Consider the following 16366-nt stretch of genomic DNA (forward strand, 5'->3'; position numbering starts at 1 on the left):
GATGGGCAGCGACCAGACGGCGGCCCGGGAACTCGGCCTGTTCCTGCGCTCCCGGCGTGAGCGGACCACGCCGCAGGATCTCGGCCTGGAACCCGGCCCGCGGCGCCGGGTCGGCGGGCTGCGGCGCGAGGAGGTCGCCGCGCTGGCCGAGCTGAGCACCGACTACTACAAGCGGCTCGAGCACGGCCGCAACGTACGGCCGTCGGAGTCCGTGATCGACGCCATCGCCGACGCGCTCGACCTCGACCCGGTGGAGCGCCGGCACGTGCAACGCCTGGCGGGGCTGACCCGCAGGCCGCTGCGCCGGCTCAGCCGCACCCCGGAACTGGTGCCGAGGAACGCCGGCGTGCTGCTGGAGTCGATCGACCTGCCCGCGTTCGTGGTGACCCGGCACCTCGACGTGCTCGCCTTCAACGATCTCGCCGCCGCCCTGCTGGGCGACACCCGCGGGCTCCCCCGCGACCAGCGCAACGTGCTGGCGGCGCTGTTCCGCGACGAGGGGTTCCGGCAGCGCTGCCCGGACTGGGAGGCCATGGCCCTGGACTTCATCGGCATCCTGCGGGCCGCGGTGGCCACCGACCCCACCCATCCGCGGGCCGTCGCCGTCGTGGGCGAGCTGAGCATCCGCAGCGCGGAGTTCCGGCGGCTGTGGGCCCGGCACGACGTCCGGGAGAGCATCCACGGCACCAAGGTCATCCGCCATCCCGTCGCCGGTGACATCGCGCTGGAGTGGGACGCCTACCCGCTGCCCGGCGAGGCCGGCCCGCTGATGATCGTGATGACTCCACGGCCCGGCCAGGAGGAACAGCTCGCTCTGCTGAGGGCCGCCGCCACCGCCTGACGGAAGGGTCCCGCCGGGGTTCCCGCCTTCCAGGGTCTGTCAGATCCCCCCTGGATCACCGGACCGGCCGCACAGTGCCGTGTGCTTCCTTCCCCGCCCGCCACGACGACGGCCGCCCCCGCCCGATTGCCCTCGCTGACCGGCCTCCGATGGACGGCCGCCTTCGTCGTCTTCGCGTTCCACCTGCACGTCGCCGGGATCCTGCACGGCCGCACCGGCGACGCGGCCCGCGTGCTGTTGGGCGGCGGGAGCGCGGGCGTGTCCTTCTTCTTCGTCCTGTCGGGCTTCGTGCTGGCCTGGTCCTACCGCCGGCGTCCCGGCTTCCACCGGGCCCGCTTCGCCCGGGTCTACCCGCTGCACCTGGTCACCGCGGTGGTCACCCTGCTGGTGCTGATCCCGTACGAGCACAGCGCCGCACCGCCGCGGCCGGCCCTGCTCGCGAACCTGACCCTGACCCACGCCTGGGTGCCGCGGCCCGAATACGTCCAGAGCCTCAACACGGTGAGCTGGACCCTGTCCTGCGAGGCCCTCTTCTACGCGCTGCTGCCGTGCCTCATGGCGGCCACGCGCCGGCTGAACCCGACCGGCCTGTGGCTCTCCGGCGCCGCCGCCACGCTGGTGGTCGCCGCCGGTCCGGCGGTGCTGACCGCGTTCGCCGGGCGCGGCGCGGCGACCTGGTTCTTCCACTGGACGCCGCCGGGCCGCCTGCCGGAGTTCGTGGCCGGCGTCGTCCTGGCCCGGCTGGTGGCCACCGGTGCCTGGCGCTTCCACCCGCCGCTGCCGGCCGCCGCTGCCCTGGCGGCGGGCGCGTGCGTGCTCGCCGGATTCACGCCGGCCCCGTACCGCTACGCGGCGGCCACCCTGCCCGCCTTCGTCGTGCTGATCGCCGCGGCGGCCCGCACCGACCGTTCGGGGCGCGGTTCGGCCGCGGCCCGCCCCTGGCCGTACGGCTGGGCGAAGGCATCGGACGATCTCCTTCTTGGACAGGCCTTCTTTGGTGCGTCGTTCCATGTAGGCGCGGGTGCGCGGGTCCCAGAGACCTGATGAGTGCGAAGAGCACCTCCCGACCAGGGCCGACAAATCCCGTTAAGGACCCGACGTCAGTCAGTCGTCGGGTCAGACCCCGCCGGGAGGTGCTCATCAACATCATCTCTGTCAGTCGTCCTCGACCTCGTGGTCGAAGAGCCGGCCGGTGCGCGGGTCGACGTGAACCTCGTTCTCGACGCCGCCCCACAGGAACGTGAGCTCCCAGCCGTCCTCCTCCCGCTCGGTCTCGATGATCTTCGCGCCCGCGAACCGGCCCCCGACGATCGCCGCGGCGCCGGCGGCATCGACCCCGTGGGCACTGCGCGACGGCGCCGGGGACTTCGCAGCCGAGGGCTTCGCGGCCGGGGGTCTCGCGGTTGAGGGTTTCGCCGTGGGAGCCGTCGTGGCCGGACTCGTCGTGGCGGGATGCGACGGGATCGGCCCCACCGGAGCCACGAGGCCGGGCGGCACCGAGAGCCCGGCCGGATCCGCCGCGCCGCGCGCGCTGAACGGGTCGATCAGAAGCAGCGCACCGGCGACGGCCAGGATGCCGGAGCCGCCCGTCGCCACCCCGCCCAATATCAGTCTGTTCATGCGGATCGGTACGGCGCCGCCCGCCCCGGCGGACGGGTCCCACGCCCAACCCTGGCGCGGCCCTGGCCGCATTCTGGCCGGCGCGGACGGGTTCCAGGAGCGGTACCGGCTTGTTCCAGGGTTCTGCCAGCAACCCGTCCGCGCCGATCCGCCGCCCCGTACCGGCTGGCACACAACCCACGATTCGGGAGGTCGGTATGCGCAAGGCAGTTCTGGCGACGGTGACGGCGGGCGTGCTTCTCGCCGGTACCGGGGTGGCGATGGCGGCGGACACGGGCAACGGTGACCCCACCTGCGCGCCCGGGACCATCGTGACGTCGGCCCAGGCCGTCGACGCCGCGCTGCGGGCCGGTGGCGGCGGCCGGGCGTCCGGGATGCAGGTGGTGCAGTCGGGCGGCCGCATGGTGTACGTCATCAGCTTCGTCCGCGGGAACCGGACCCGGACGGCGACGGTGGACGCCCTGACCGGCGAGGTCGTGTCGATCGCCAACGGAGGCAACAGCGGCAACAGCGGCCGGACCGGCGGCGCCACCGGCAACGGCCAGTCCGGCGACGACCGCGATGACGACGACGATGACGACGATGACCGCGATGACGACGATGACGATGACGACGATGACGGCCCGGACCGTGAGGGCGTCGAGGGCAGCAAGTGATCGTCACCGACCGGCTCATCCGGATCCTGCACGTGCCGGGCCACGGCCTGCTCGCCTCCGACGTCTACGGGCGGATCCACGCGCTCGACGAGCACGACCTGACGCTGCGCCGGTCCTCGCCGTACATCCGGCAGGGCCGTCCCGTCTACGGCCTGACGGCCGCCGACGGGTGGGTGATCGGCAAGGACCGGATGGGCGCGATCCTGCGCTGGCGGCTGGACACGCTGGAACCGGCCGGCCGGCTGGACCCGGTGACCGTCTGTGACCCGGACGGCCTGCGGTCCGGCGAGTCGCCGTCGCCGGTCAGCTCCCGGGGCATCGCCGTGTGGGACGGCAAGGTGCACGTGTCCAGCGGATACCACCGCCAGATGCTGGTCGTGGACCTGCACTCGTTCGAGGTCCTGGAGGTACGCCCGAACATCTGCGGCGGCAGCCCGATGGAGTGGGCGTGCACCGAGCATCCGCGGCTGCACGCCGTCTCCGACAAGAAGGGCAACCTGCGCTTCGGCTCGTTCGCCACCGGCGAGTTCGCGCACACCGTGAAGCTGGACGACGGCAACATCCATAGGATCCGGTACGACGCCCGCCACGACCGGTTCTGGGCCACCCAGGACTTCGGCGAGGGCGCCACCGCCGACGTCGCCAACGGCGTGGTCGTCGTTTCGCCGGACGGCGGGAAGCGCGGCGAGATGCTGTTCGCCCGCGACGACGTGGAGTTCGTGACGTTCTCCCCCGACCAGCTGCGGGCGTACGCCGGCGGCTTCGACGGCGAGCTGCACATCTTCGACAACACGACGCCGGAGCTGCGGATCGTGCGGACCGTCACCGGGTTCTCCCACCAGCTGTCCGACTGCACCGTGGCGCCGGACGGCACGGTGTACGTGCTGTGCCAGGACGGCGAGGTCACCCGGCTCGACGCGGACGGCGTACCGCTGCGGTCGATGGGTTTCCGCCGCCAGGCGATCTGGGACATCCAGGCGGCGGCCGGCGACCCGGAGACCGTCTTCCTCGCCACCGACTCGGGTGTCGCGGTGGCGCGGGTCGGCGAGGACGCCGCCGGGCCGCGCCTGACCGTGCTGGCCGAGCACGCCACCGGGTTCGGCTTCACCCGCCGGATCGCGGCTCTGCCCGGCGGGGTCGCCGGGATCACCCGCGACCGCCGCCTCTTCCGCCTCGACGCCGACGGCCGGCTCCGCTGGCACGCCGGGCTACCGGCCCTGCCGCACACCGTCGCGGTCAGCCCGGACGCGGAACGGATCCTGGTCGCGACCAACGCCGGCGCGGTCGAGGTCCGCGCCGCCGACGGGCACGAGACCGGCCGGTACGGCGTCGACGGCCTGCCCGTTTGGGCCGGCGTCTACCTGCCGACCGGCGAGATCACCCTGATCACCCGCAATGGGGTGCTGGTGGTGCTGGACCGCGACGGCACCGAGCGGTGGCGGCTGGCACAGGGCGAGTACCCGAAGCGGGCCTGGGTGCAGGACGGCCGGCTGTACGTGGTCGGCGACGGCGGGCTCAAGGAGATCGTGATCGGCGAGGGCGTCGTCTGCCGCTGGTCGAAGCTGCTGTCCAACACCGTGGAGAACGCGGTCGTCTGCGACGGCATGGTCTATGCCAGCTCGTACGGGATGCAGGTGGCCGCATACGAGTACGAGAGCAGCACCTTCGCCGGGCTGATGGAGGACCTGCCGGACTACCCCAAGGCGCTCGCCGTGCTGCGCGACGCGACCGGCACGCCGTTCCTGCTGATCGGCTGCCGGGGCGGGCTGCTGTCCACCTACCAGATCGGCAAACCCCGGGGCGGCGGCGCGTTCGCGAAAGTGCGCGACCAGTGGCTGCCGCGCCGTCCCGCCCCTACCGAACCGAAGGAGGTCCCATGCGGGTGATCGACCTCGACGACGAGCCGGGCGCGCACGCGGCGCCGATCACCGGCGTCGCGTGGCGCCCGGACGGTGAACGGCTGGCCACGTGCTCGTACGACGGCACCGTGCGGATCTGGGACACCACCGCGCCGGCCGGCCCGGTGCCGGTGGAGACGCTGCGGCACCGGCGACTGGTCAACGGCGTCGCGTGGCATCCCACCGACCCGGACGTGCTGGCCACGGCGTCGGCGGACAAGACCGTCGGGATCTGGCGGCTGGGCACCGGGCCGGTGACCGTGCTGGCCCGGCACACCGACGACGTGAACGCGGTGGCGTGGCTGCCCGACGGCGAGCGGCTGGCCTGCGTCTCCGAGGACGGCCGTGCCACCCTGTGGCACGCCGGCACCGGGGCCCTGCTGGCCGAGATCGGCGGGCACACCGCGCACTGCATGATGGTGTCGGCCGCCCCGGACGGGCGGATCGCCACGGTCGGCGAGGACGGCCTGGTGGCGGTCACCGACCCGGATTCGCCGCGGGCGCCGGTCACCCGCCGCTACGACGTCTCGGTGGAGGGCTGCGCCTGGTCGCACTCGGGCACGACGCTGGCGGTGGCCCGCGACGACGGCCTGGTCGACCTGCTCGGCCCGGACCTGGACGTGCTGCTCAGCGTGCGCGCGTGCGGCGCGGCGGCGCGCACGGTGGCCTGGTCGGACGACGACACCCGGTTCATCGCCGGTGGCTACGACGGCGCGCTGCACGTCTTCGACACCGCCGGGATCCGGCTGCGGACGATCCGCGATCAGCGTGTCTGGCCCCGGTCGGTGAGCGCGGCGCGCGGCCGCTTAGCGGTGGGCGGTTTCGGGGGTACGCCGTACGTCTACGACCTCGCCTCCGGGGCGACGCTGTCCACACCGGACGTCCGCACCCACGGCCCGAACGCGATGGCGGCGGCCGGCTCGCGCCTGACGATCGGGTGCGACTCCGGCGTGCTGCTGACCGTCGACCTCGACGAGCCGGCCGAGGCCCGGGCCGTGCGGCTGGGTGACAGCCCGATCCTGTCGCTCGCGGCCGGCGACGACGTCGTGTACGCGGGAACCTACTGCGGCGAGGTGCTGTCCTGGCCGCCGGTGGGGAGTGCCCGCCTCGGATCGCCGGTGCCGTCGCTCGCGCTCACCGGCGAGGGCCTGATCGCGGGCACGTACGGCGGGGACCTGATCGCGCTCGACCTGGGCCTGACCGTGACCGGCCGCGGCACCCCGCACGACGGCTCGGTGAAGTCGCTGGCGGCGACGCCCGGCGGGTTCGTCTCCGCCTCGACGGACCGCCGGGTCGCGATCGGCGGTCTCGGCGACCGGCGCACCCTGTGGGAGCACGGGAACCTGGTCAACGCCGTCGCCTGCCTGGGCGGCACGGTGATCGCCAGCGCCTCGCGGGACCACACGGTCAAGGTCGGCCGGGCCGGCGGCGGTGCCCGGCTGACGCTGCTCGGCCCGGACGAGTCGGTGAAGTGCGTCGCCCTGCTCGGCGACCCGGCGGCGCCGACCGTCCTGGCCGGCTCGTACGACTTCGGTCTGTACGCCTGGACCGTCGACTGGGACGACCCGGGCGCCACCCTGCGCTCCGGCCGGCTGCTCGCCGAGTTCCGGCAGGGCGTGTCGTGCGCGGCGGCGATCGACGGCAACCGGGTCGCGGTCGCCGGGTGGGACGGGCGCATCCTCGTCGTCGCGTCCACACCGGATGGTCCGGTGGTCACCCACGATCTGGCCGTACGGGACCTGCTGGCCGGCGCCCGCACGGCGGTGCCGGCATGACGGCCCGGCGGCGGATCGCGGTGTTCGGGGTCGTCGGCCTGCTCGGCGACCCTCGCATCGGCAAGACCCCGGCGGTGGTACGGGTGCCCGGCGGCACCGCCACCATCGGGCTGCCAGCGGACCGGGTCGACGACGTCACCGCCCGCTGGGCGCACGTCGGCGTCGAACGCGACTGGATCGCCAAGGAGGCGCCCGCCCACCCGGTGGCGATCGCCGCCTTCTGGCTCGGCCGGTACCCCGTCACCAACGCCGAGTACCAGCGGTTCCTTGAGGAGTCCGGGCACGACGGCCGGCCCAGCACCTGGTATCTGGGCGCGTACCCGTGGGACCGGGCGAACCATCCGGTCGCGGGCGTGGGACCCGGCGACGCGGACGCGTACGTCGCCTGGCTCACCGGGAACACCGGCCATCCGTGGCGGCTGCCGTCCGAGGCCGAGTGGGAGTGGGCCGCCGCCGGGCCCGACGGCCGGGAGTTCCCGTGGGGCGACGAGTTCGACCCGGACCGGGCCAACACCCGCGAGACCGGGCTGCACACCACCAGCCCCGTCGGCGCGTTCCCGGACGGGCAGTCCTGGTGCGGCGCCATGGACCTGGCCGGCAACGTCGAGGAGTTCACCGCCGACGACTACCGGCCGTACCCGGGAGGTGAGCTCGTGCACGACGACCTCGTGCAGCTCATCGGCGACTACCGGATCGCCCGCGGCGGCAGCTTCGCCCGGCACGGCGACCTGGCCCGCACCCGGCGGCGGCACGGCGCGTACCCGGGACCGGAGTACCCGATCGGGTTCCGGGTGGCGACGTCGGAGGAGCCGCGGTGACCCCGGCGTGGAAGCTGTTCACCTGCACCGTGGGCCTGGTCGCCGTGCCCGGTCCGCGCGGCGTCAACGTGATGGCGTGCGAGTGGTCGTACGTCGTCAACAAGGACCCGCTCCTCGTGGCCGTGGTGCTCGGGCCGCGGACCGCCAGCCGGCCGCTGATCGAGGACGCCGGCGCGTTCGCGATCACCTTCTGCGCCGAGGACCAGGCCGAGCTGGCCGACTTCGCCGGCAGCTGCTCGGTGACCGAGGTCGACAAGGCGACCAGCGACGCGCTCACGTTGCGGCCGGGCCGGCACACGCCCTGGGTGGCCGGCGGGGTGCTGGCCGTCGAGTGCCGCCTGCGCCAGATCGTGCCGCTGCCGGTGCACACCATGTACGTGGCCGAGGTGCTGGCCGAGCACCGGTCCACGCCGGCGCCCCGCCCGCTGGTCAAGCACGGCGGCATGCACCGCCTCGGCGAGCCGGTCGGCCGGACAGCGGTGGTCGCCGCGACCCGCCGCCTGGACTCCGGCCGGGTCCGGGTGGTCGCCACCGGGCCGGGCGAGGGGCCGTGGCGGGTGGACGGCGCCGACGCCGGGCCGGGCGACGCCCGTGGCCGGCTGGTCGCCGACGTCCCCGTCGCCGAGGGCGCCCGGCAGGTCCGGGTCGAGCGCGACGGCGCCCGGCCCGGCACCGCGGCGGTGACCGGGTGAGCGCCCCGCCGCCCGCGCCGCTGCGGCTGGCCGTCGCGCAGTCGCGCGCCGAACCGGGCGACGTGCCCACGAACTCCCGCCGGGCGGCGGCCGGAGCCCTCCGCGCCGCCCGGCGGGGCGCCCGCCTGGTCCTGCTCCCCGAGCTGCACCTGTCGGGGTACGACCTGGACGCGGTCGCGGCGGCCGCGGTGACCCCGGACGATCCGCGGCTCGACCCGATCCGCGAGGCCGGCCGGGAGGTGACCGTGGTCGTCGGCGCCCCGGTCGCCCGCCCGGACGGGAGCCTGGCCAACGCGCTGCTGGTCGCCGACGCCGCCGGGATACGGGTGGCGTACGAGAAGCGGCACCTGTGGCACGACGAGCGGCGGCACTTCACCCCGGGCACCGCCCCGGGCGCGGTGACGGTCGACGGCTGGCGGCTCGGCCTCGGGATCTGCTACGACCTGTCGTTCCCCGAGCACGCGCGGGCCTCGGCGGTCGGCGGTGCCCACGCGTACCTGGTGGCCGGGGCATTCGCGGCCGGCACCGAGCACCGGGCCGCCGTCTACCTGGCCGCCCGGGCGCTGGAGAACACCGTGTTCACCGCGTTCGCCAACCCGGTCGGCGGCCCCGCGCACCGGCCGTGCGCCGGGGCGGGGTCGGTGTGGGCACCGGATGGGGCCCGGATCGCGTCCGCCGGGCGTACCCGGGAACGGCTGCTCGTCGCCGACCTCGACCCGGCGTCACTGGCTCGCGTACGCGGGTTTCTCCGCATGCTCGCCGAGGTCGGCGGCCCCGGCGGGGAAGGTGACGACCGCGTCGACGCCGCCACCCTCGGCGGCGCGCAGCTCGACGTCCCCGCCGCCCGCCCCGGCCAGCTTGTGCACCAGTGACAGGCCCAGCCCGGTGCCGCCCTTCGCGGCGCCGGGCGCCCGCCAGAACGGGTCGAGGGCCCGGAGCCGGTGCTCCGGGCTCAGCCCGGGGCCCTCGTCCACGACGTGCAGCTCGGCCGTGGCGTCCCGCACCGACCAGGCGATCCGTACGGCGCTGCCGGCCGGCGCCACCCGCAGCGCGTTCGACAGCAGGTTGTCCAGGATCTGGTCGACGGCGCCGGGCATCGCGCGCACCCGCACGCCGTCCGGTCCGTCCGCGGCCAGGCGCACCTCGTGTTCGGTGGCCAGCGACGACCACAGGAACACCCGGTCGGCCACCGCCGCCGGCAGGTCCGCCTCCTCGAGCGGCAGATCGCTCTGCTCGTACCGGGCCATCGCCAGCAGCGTCTCCACCATCTGAGCGAGCCGGTCCGCCTCGGTCAGCGCCGCCCGCAGGTTGCGCTCCCCGGCCGGACCGATGTCGTCCTCCAGGTTCTCCAGGCGCAGCCGCAGCGCCGCCAGCGGGGTCTTGAGCTGGTGCGAGGCGTGCCCGATGAACGCCCGCTGGGTCCGGATCAGGGTCTGGATCCGGTTCGCCGTCGCCGAGAACGTCTCCGCGAGCCGGCGCAGCTCCGGCGGCCCGGCCGCGACCGCCGCCGACGGGAGCGGCCCGTCCGGCAGGCTCCGGGTGGCCTCCTCCAGCGCCCGGACCGGCTTGCTGATCCACCGGGCCAGCCAGAACGCCACCAGGGCCGCGGCGAGCAGGACGGCGATGCCCACCGCCGCCAGGATCGCCCAGAACCGGTGGATCCGCGTCTCCACCGGGTGCAACGGCACGCTCACCCGGACCGCGCCCAGCGAGGCGACGCCGGGATGGATCGGCACCGCCACCGACATGATGTCCACGCCGCCGGACTCGGCCGTCCGGGTGCTGATCCGGCCCTGGCCGCTGAGCACCGTACGGATGTCCGGCGCCGTTGCCAGGTCGCCGTGGGCGTGCTTTCCCGGATGAGTGCTGGACAGCAGCACGCCCCGGTGGTCGACGACGTCCACGTCACCGCCGAGGCGCTCGGCGGACTCGTGCGCGAGCAGGTCCACCTGGGCGGACTCGCGGCGGCTCAGCGCCGTGTCCACGAACGCCGCCAGCACCTCGGCGTCGTGCTCCAGCTGCGCGAACGCGTGCTGTTCCTCGTTGCGGTGGTACACGTAGCCGAGCGGCACCTCCAGCGACACCAGGATCAGCAGCGCGAAGGTCGCGTACGTGAGCAGCAGCCGCCGGGTCATGCCGGCTGCACGACGAGCCGGAAGCCGACGCCGCGCCGGGTCTCGATCCACGCCGGGTCGCCGAGCTTGCGGCGCAGGCCGGCCACGTGGAAGTCGAGCGTCTTGCCCCGGCCGAAGAAGTTCGGCTCCCAGACCGCCTCCAGGATGGCTCGGCGTCCCACCACCGCACCCGGGTCGGCGGCCAGGTGCACGAGCAGGTCGTACTCCTTCGGCGCCAGCGCGACCGGCACGTCCCGCATCCGGACCTCCCGGGTCCGGTGGTCGATCACCAGCGGCCCGAGCACCTGCTGATCCGCCGGCGCGGCCGTGGCGGCCGGCCCGGAACGCGTCCGCCGGGTGACCGCGTGCATGCGCGCGACGAGCTCCCGCACGCTGAACGGCTTGGCCATGTAGTCGTCGGCGCCCAGTTCCAGCCCGAGGACCCGGTCGGCCTCGTCCCCGCGCGCGGTCAGCATGATCATCGGCACGTCGTCGGTCCGCCGGATCCGCCGGCACACCTCGATGCCGTCGATGTCCGGCAGGCCCAGGTCCAGCAGAATCATGTCGGCCCGCGGCGCGGCCAGCGCGGCGGCCCCGGTGGCCACCCGCTTCACCCCGATCCCGTACCGAGCCAGCCCGTCGGCCAGCGGCTCGGCGATCGAGTCGTCGTCCTCGACCAGCAACACCTGCATGTCACGCACCTCCGTCGCAGGACAGTACGAGCCCCGCACGCGAACGGATGACCCGCGGCCCGGTCCGGCGCCCGCCGGATGGACAGGATTCGGCCAGGAACCGGCAAGGGTACGCCGAGACGCTGATCGCCGGAGGCTCCCCGCCCGTGGCTCCGGACATGCCCGAGACCTCGACACCATCCGGCACCACCCGCCCCCACTCCCCCGGGACGACCGCCCCGGACATCGCCCGCGCGATCGACAGCGCCCTCCGCGAGGCCGGCGGCGGCCGGGTCGCCGGCGTCCGCACCACGTACGCGTACGGCACCCGCGGCTACCTCGTACAGTTCATCCGCGGTGACTGGCTGTGCACGGCATCGGTGGACGCCGCCACCGGCAAGGTCACCTCGATCATCGACGACAGCGGCCTGCTCCCTGCCGGCCAGCAGCTCCGGCATCGCGCCCGGCGATCCCCCACGCCGACGGTACGCCTGCCGTTGCGTACTCTCCGTGATGCCGCCGCCGCACCCGACGACCCGGCCATCGCCTACCTGGCCACCGACGCCGGAGTGGCCGTGGTCCGCCTGACCGGCACCGCCCGCCCGGTCGTCGAGGACGACTACGTCACCGGCCTCGGGCCGACCCGTCGCATCGTCGCCCTGCCCGGCGGCGTCGCCGGCACCACCACCGACGGCCGCGCCTTCCGCCTCGACCGCGATGGCAGGCTCCTCTGGCAGGTGGTGCTGCCCGCCACCGCGCACACCGTCGCCGCCGACCCCACCGCCACCCGCCTGCTCGTCGCGACCGGCACCGGCGCCCGCGAACTCGCCGCGGACACCGGCAGCCTTCTGGACCTGTGCGGTACCACCCCGGCCCACGCGGTGGCCTACCTGCCCGACGGCGACCGGCTGGTGGCAGGCCCCCGCGGCGACCTGTCCGTCACCCGCCCCGACGGCTCACCCCACTGGACGACCGACCTGGGTGACCGCCCGTGGACCGCGTGGGCCCAGGGCACCCGCGTCTACGTGGCCGGCGAGGGAGGCCTCAAGGAGATCGCCGTCGGCCACGGCGTGGTGGCCCGCTGGTCGGCACCCGCCCGCCGGGCGGCCCGCACCGCCGTGGTCACCGGCGGCACGGTCTACACCTGCGAACCGGGCGCGAGCGTCACCCGCCACGACTACGCGACGGCGGGCCATCACGGCTCGCTGCCGGACCTGCCCGCCCACCCGCAGGCGATCTGTCTGCTCCACACGCCCGCCGGCCACCCCCGGCTCCTGACCGCCCACCGCGACGGCCTGATCAGCACCCACCCCGTCCACCCGTAGAACCCGTCCAGCCGCCGTGCCTGCGGTGGTCCATGGCCGAGCGCCTCGTCACCATCGACCTCCGGAGGCACGGCGACAAGGCCTGGTCCAAGGCCGTGGTTCGCGACGTGATCGGGGCGGACGGTGAGCCGGTGCGGTGAAAGGCGGCGGCACCGGAGTGCCGCCGCCTATGTCCCCGGAGCTGTCAGTGGCGGCAGCGGGCCGCGGCCAGCGTGTCGCGGAGCGCGTAGTAGGCGGGCTTGCGTTCGAAGTTGTCGCCCATCACGGTCGCGGCGCCCTCCGACGGGAAGAACACCGGCACCCACGAGTACTTGTCGGTGAAGCCCCAGATCGTGAACGAGTTGCAGCCGTCCACGGCGAGGCAGGCGTTCAGGACCGTCTTGTAGTAGTCGGCCTGGGTGCGCAGTTGCTCGGCGGTCGGGACGCCGCTCGCGGGCAGGTCCATGCGCACGTCGAGTTCGGTGATCGCGGTGGACAGACCCAGGTCGTCGAAGCGCTGGAGTACGGCGCCGAGCTGGTCGGGCGCGCCGTAGCGCATGCTCAGGTGGGCCTGGGAGGCGAAGCCGTGCAGCGGTACGCGGTCGGCCAGCAGTTGCCGGGCCAGGGTCTCGTACGCGTCCACCTTGGTGCCGGGCCAGTCCACCCCGTAGTCGTTGAGGAACAGCCGGGCCCCGGGGTCGGCGCGGTGCGCCCAGCGGAAGGCGTCGGCGACGATGCCCGGGCCGAGTTCGCGGATGAAGATGTTCTCCTGGCGGTATTCGCCGTTCTCGTTGAGGATCTCGTTGGCGACGTCCCATTGCTGGATCTTGCCGCGGTAGTGGCCGACCACCGTGGTGATGTGGTCCTTGAGGATGGCGCGCAGCTCGGCCTTGCTGAAGGTGCCCTCGGACAGCCAGGCCGGGTTCTGGCTGTGCCACAGCAGCGTGTGGCCGCGGACGACCTGGCCGTGCTGCCGGGCGAACTTCACGATCGCGTCGGCCGGGCCGAAGTTGTAGGTGCCGCGCTCGGGGTGGATGAACTCCCACTTCATCTGGTTCTCCGGGGAGACCGAGTTGAATTCGCGCGCCAGCACCTGCCGGTACGGCTGGTCGTAGGTGAACGGGTCCGGGTAGTCCTGCTCGAGGTGGTGACCGCCGCCCGCCGCCGCGGTGCCGATGCGCAGGTCGCGCGGGGCCGCCCAGCGCAGCGGCAGGTTCCGGTTGCCGGGGTGGTGCTCCACGATGGCCGCGCCGCCCGCCTTCGGGCCGGCCTGCGCCGGCTGGATGCCTGGGCCGATCAGCGTCGACGTGGCGAGGACGGCCACGGCGACACGGTATGTCCTTCTCAAGGGTCACTCCTTCGAGAGCGTCGGACGCCTCACGCCGCTGCCGAAACTTTCGGCGGGAGCCCGGCTGAAGACATGCGTACGCTAGGCCGCGGCAACAGCCTCCGTCAATGTTTCAGCCGGGTAAACCTGCACCGCCGCCGATCCCCATCAGGGAAATCTCGCGGATCCGACGAGTCAGACAGCCTCCACAACAACCGGTGAATCATCGGAACTTTCAGGCCGCGACATCGAGGTAGACGCGGCCCGGCAGTTCGCCCACGCGGTAGCCGACGACGTCGTCGAGTCCGATCGCGACGGACACGTAGCCCTCGAAGTCACCGGCGACGGCGTAGCCCTTCATCATCGGCAGCCCGGTGGCGTGGGTGCCGGAGACGGTGGCGGTGCCGTCGTCACGGTGTGCCTGCGCCGGGTTGAGGACCACGAGCAGGAAGCGCCGCCCGGGTACGCGTACCGGACGGTCGGACGGGTCCGCGCGCACCTCGGACACGTAGCGCACCGAGTAGCCCGGCAGCCCTCCCCTGATGTCGAGGACGATCCGGTCGAAGCCCGGGTGCGCCGCGTACCGGACACCGGCGAGCAGCGGCACCGGGGGTACGGCCGGGTGGTGCTCGACGGTGACCGGTCCGGACGTCCAGGAGGCCGCCGGGGCGGGACTGGACACTCCGGCGGTCGGCCGGGTGGTCGCCGGCGCGGACGGCCGGCTGTCCGGCGCCGCGGTGCCGGTCGGTGCCGCCGTGGGCGTGGACGGCGGCGCCGAGCCGCCGCCGCACCCGCTCAGCAGGATGGCCGCCGCGGCGAGAACGGCCACCGCCCTTCCACTGATCCTTCTCATGGCAGTGCCCTTCGCTGCGGGAGGAGACCTCCCCCAGCTCAGCGTGCGCGTCCCCGACCGGGCCACGCCAGAGGCGCCCGGACCGTGTGCGCGGGCCCGGCAGCCCGCTCAGCCGCGGCTGAGACGGTCCATCTCGCGCCGGATGCGATCCTCCGGCGGATCCTCGGGGGCGTAGACGTCCCAGACGTGGAACGCGGCCCCGATCCCCCAGCCGAGCAACGGGAAGATCGGCCAGAAGAAGCCGCCCGGCATCGTGACCAGCCAGATGATGATGAGGAACAGATTCACCAGCACGTAGGCCAGCAGATGCGCCTGCAGATCACGCTTCTTGCGCAAGCGGGTCACCGCGAGCTGACGCAGCTCGGCGGCGTCGTCCTCCGGGGTGATCCCGGCAGGACGGAAGGCGGTGGTCATCGTGTCCTCCTTCCGGAAGGTGGCGAGCTCGCGCCCCCGCGCCGGCCGTGCGAGCGGAGGCGGTCGCATCCCCTATGCCGATGCTCGCCGATGCCTCTGCCTCGCGGACAGAGCCGGGAGTCCGGGGACCCCGGGACCTCGGACCGTCGCCGGTCCACAATGCAGGCATGAGACCTCGCGGACCCGCCACACCCGGGATCGTCCGCGGCTACCTGGTCCAGAGGACGGCACGAGTGTCCGTGCCGGTCGGTGTGGTGGTGCTGTACCCGGCCACCTGGCCCCGGTTGTTGATCGCCCTCGCCTCGGCGGCGCCGCCGAACTTGGGCAGCACGGTCGTCCGCCCCGCCTGCCAGACGACGGCGTTGGTGTCGGTGTAGCCGGTGAAGGCCGTGCCGGCCACCTGGTCACGGTTGTTGAGGTCGGCCACGATCAGGGTCGTCGCGCCGCCGGACGGCTCGATCCGGGTCACCGTGCCGTTGCGCCAGAGGAAGCCGTACTCGTAGCTCCAGTCCTCGGCGAACGACCCCACGATGTGTCCACGGTCGTTGATCGCCGTCGCGGTCGCGGACTCGGTGGTCAGCACCTGCCGTTCGTCACCCCGCCAGCGCGCCGCCAACGAGCCGTAGTTGCCATCGCCCCAGTCCCCGGCGATCACTCCCGCGTGGTTGATGTCGTTGGCCGCCCCGTAGTCTCCGATGTCGTCGCCGCCGAGGTCCGTCATCACGCCGTCGTGCCACACCACGGCGTGCCGACCGTCGGCGGTCTCGCTGGCCCCGACCACATCACCACGATCATTGATTCCGTACGCGTAACTGTGCGTCCCGCCGGGCAGCACACCGAGGTCGGTCATGGTGCCCCGCCGCCACAGGAACGCGTGCATGGAGAAGTCGTCGCGGAAGCTCCAGCCGACCACCTCGTCGCGGTTGTTCACGTCCTGCACCTGAGTGTGGTTGGCGCCCAGGTTGCCGAGCTCGGTGATCCGGCCGTCACGCCACAGGAAGCCTACGCCGCTGCTCCCGACGGCCACGTGACCGAGGTCGTTCACGGCGTACGCGACGCTGCCCTCCCCCGCGCCGAGGTCGATCACCCGCCAGGCGGGCACGGCCTGCGCCGCGACGGGCGTGACGACAGGGGTGAGCAGCGCGGCGAGTGCCGCAGGCAGCAGGCGTACGAAAGTCTTGGTCCGCATCGCAATCCCCCTTGCGAGTCGTTACCTGATGCGGCCAGCCTGGCACCGGGCTGCCGGGGATCGGAAGGGCCGTTCGGCGGCCGATGCCGCTTATTCTTGACTTGATCAAGTCTGGAGCTTGACGCTAAAACCGCGCTTCCCCGCGCCGATGATGGTTGCGGACCCCGCCACGACAACGACGTAGCGACGACGCG

The 16366-nt window shown here is 73.7% G+C and carries 15 protein-coding genes and 1 pseudogene; 9 read left to right on the forward strand and 7 right to left on the reverse strand.

The genetic code is table 11. The annotated features are described in order from the left end of the window. Position 1 precedes the first annotated feature (1 nt). Both CLV70_RS11110 and CLV70_RS11115 read left to right on the forward strand, forming a co-directional pair. Positions 2-841, forward strand: a complete 840-nt coding sequence (locus tag CLV70_RS11110) for a helix-turn-helix transcriptional regulator (RefSeq protein ID WP_106126335.1) — start codon at positions 2-4, stop codon at positions 839-841. Between the two features lie 81 nt (positions 842-922). After that, the gene (locus CLV70_RS11115) at positions 923-1885 is read left to right on the forward strand and encodes an acyltransferase family protein (RefSeq protein ID WP_158277749.1); all 963 of its coding nucleotides are present in this window, start codon (positions 923-925) and stop codon (positions 1883-1885) included. A 111-nt stretch (positions 1886-1996) separates the two neighbouring features. On the opposite strand, the gene CLV70_RS39655 is transcribed toward CLV70_RS11115, so the two are convergent. After that, positions 1997-2461, reverse strand: a complete 465-nt coding sequence (locus tag CLV70_RS39655; protein ID WP_158277750.1) for a hypothetical protein — start codon at positions 2459-2461, stop codon at positions 1997-1999. Positions 2462-2658: 197 nt separating this feature from the next. Here CLV70_RS39655 and CLV70_RS11125 point away from each other — a divergent pair, with 197 nt between their 5' ends. The 6 genes and pseudogenes from CLV70_RS11125 to CLV70_RS40990 form a co-directional block, all read left to right on the forward strand. Further along, positions 2659-3117: a PepSY domain-containing protein gene (locus CLV70_RS11125; protein WP_106126337.1), complete on the forward strand. Its 459-nt coding sequence runs from the start codon at positions 2659-2661 to the stop codon at positions 3115-3117. Next, on the forward strand, positions 3114-5003 hold the full coding sequence (locus CLV70_RS11130) for a WD40 repeat domain-containing protein (protein WP_106126338.1): 1890 nt from the start codon (positions 3114-3116) through the stop codon (positions 5001-5003). Before CLV70_RS11125 ends, CLV70_RS11130 begins: the two co-directional genes overlap by 4 nt. Next, complete coding sequence (locus CLV70_RS11135; protein ID WP_106126339.1) at positions 4994-6790, forward strand: WD40 repeat domain-containing protein; 1797 nt, start codon at positions 4994-4996, stop codon at positions 6788-6790. Before CLV70_RS11130 ends, CLV70_RS11135 begins: the two co-directional genes overlap by 10 nt. Beyond that, complete coding sequence (locus CLV70_RS11140; protein ID WP_106126340.1) at positions 6787-7608, forward strand: formylglycine-generating enzyme family protein; 822 nt, start codon at positions 6787-6789, stop codon at positions 7606-7608. The genes CLV70_RS11135 and CLV70_RS11140 overlap by 4 nt, the downstream gene beginning before the upstream one ends. Beyond that, positions 7605-8300 carry a flavin reductase family protein gene (locus CLV70_RS11145; RefSeq protein WP_211303729.1) on the forward strand — a complete coding sequence of 232 codons (696 nt, stop codon included), beginning with the start codon at positions 7605-7607 and terminating at the stop codon, positions 8298-8300. The genes CLV70_RS11140 and CLV70_RS11145 overlap by 4 nt, the downstream gene beginning before the upstream one ends. Before the next feature lie 62 nt (positions 8301-8362). Further along, positions 8363-8980: pseudogene (locus CLV70_RS40990) on the forward strand (carbon-nitrogen hydrolase family protein); the annotation flags it as partial. A gap of 42 nt (positions 8981-9022) precedes the next feature. On the opposite strand, the gene CLV70_RS11155 reads toward CLV70_RS40990, so the two are convergent. Further along, complete coding sequence (locus CLV70_RS11155) at positions 9023-10435, reverse strand: sensor histidine kinase (RefSeq protein WP_106126342.1); 1413 nt, start codon at positions 10433-10435, stop codon at positions 9023-9025. Beyond that, positions 10432-11106: a response regulator transcription factor gene (locus CLV70_RS11160; RefSeq protein ID WP_106126343.1), complete on the reverse strand. Its 675-nt coding sequence runs from the start codon at positions 11104-11106 to the stop codon at positions 10432-10434. Before CLV70_RS11160 ends, CLV70_RS11155 begins: the two co-directional genes overlap by 4 nt. Before the next feature lie 158 nt (positions 11107-11264). Between CLV70_RS11160 and CLV70_RS11165 the strand changes: the two genes are divergently transcribed. Continuing rightward, a complete protein-coding gene (locus tag CLV70_RS11165) occupies positions 11265-12410 on the forward strand; it encodes a hypothetical protein (RefSeq protein ID WP_106126344.1) in 1146 nt (381 codons plus the stop codon). Positions 12411-12594: 184 nt separating this feature from the next. Here the strand turns inward: CLV70_RS11165 and CLV70_RS11170 are convergent, their stop codons facing one another. From CLV70_RS11170 to CLV70_RS11185, 4 genes are all read right to left on the reverse strand, one after another. After that, complete coding sequence (locus CLV70_RS11170) at positions 12595-13737, reverse strand: endo-1,4-beta-xylanase (protein WP_211303730.1); 1143 nt, start codon at positions 13735-13737, stop codon at positions 12595-12597. Positions 13738-13951: 214 nt separating this feature from the next. Next, positions 13952-14569, reverse strand: coding sequence for an AMIN-like domain-containing (lipo)protein (locus tag CLV70_RS11175; RefSeq protein WP_146164026.1), 618 nt, complete (start codon positions 14567-14569; stop codon positions 13952-13954). A gap of 108 nt (positions 14570-14677) precedes the next feature. Further along, positions 14678-14983: a 2TM domain-containing protein gene (locus tag CLV70_RS11180; protein ID WP_106126526.1), complete on the reverse strand. Its 306-nt coding sequence runs from the start codon at positions 14981-14983 to the stop codon at positions 14678-14680. 208 nt (positions 14984-15191) lie between these two features. Next, positions 15192-16172 (reverse strand): hypothetical protein, encoded by a 981-nt coding sequence (locus CLV70_RS11185; RefSeq protein ID WP_106126347.1) that lies wholly within the window; start codon positions 16170-16172, stop codon positions 15192-15194. Between the last annotated feature and the right edge of the window lie 194 nt (positions 16173-16366).

Origin of the sequence: Pseudosporangium ferrugineum, assembly GCF_003002065.1 — a bacterium.
GTDB lineage: Bacteria > Actinomycetota > Actinomycetes > Mycobacteriales > Micromonosporaceae > Actinoplanes > Actinoplanes ferrugineus_A.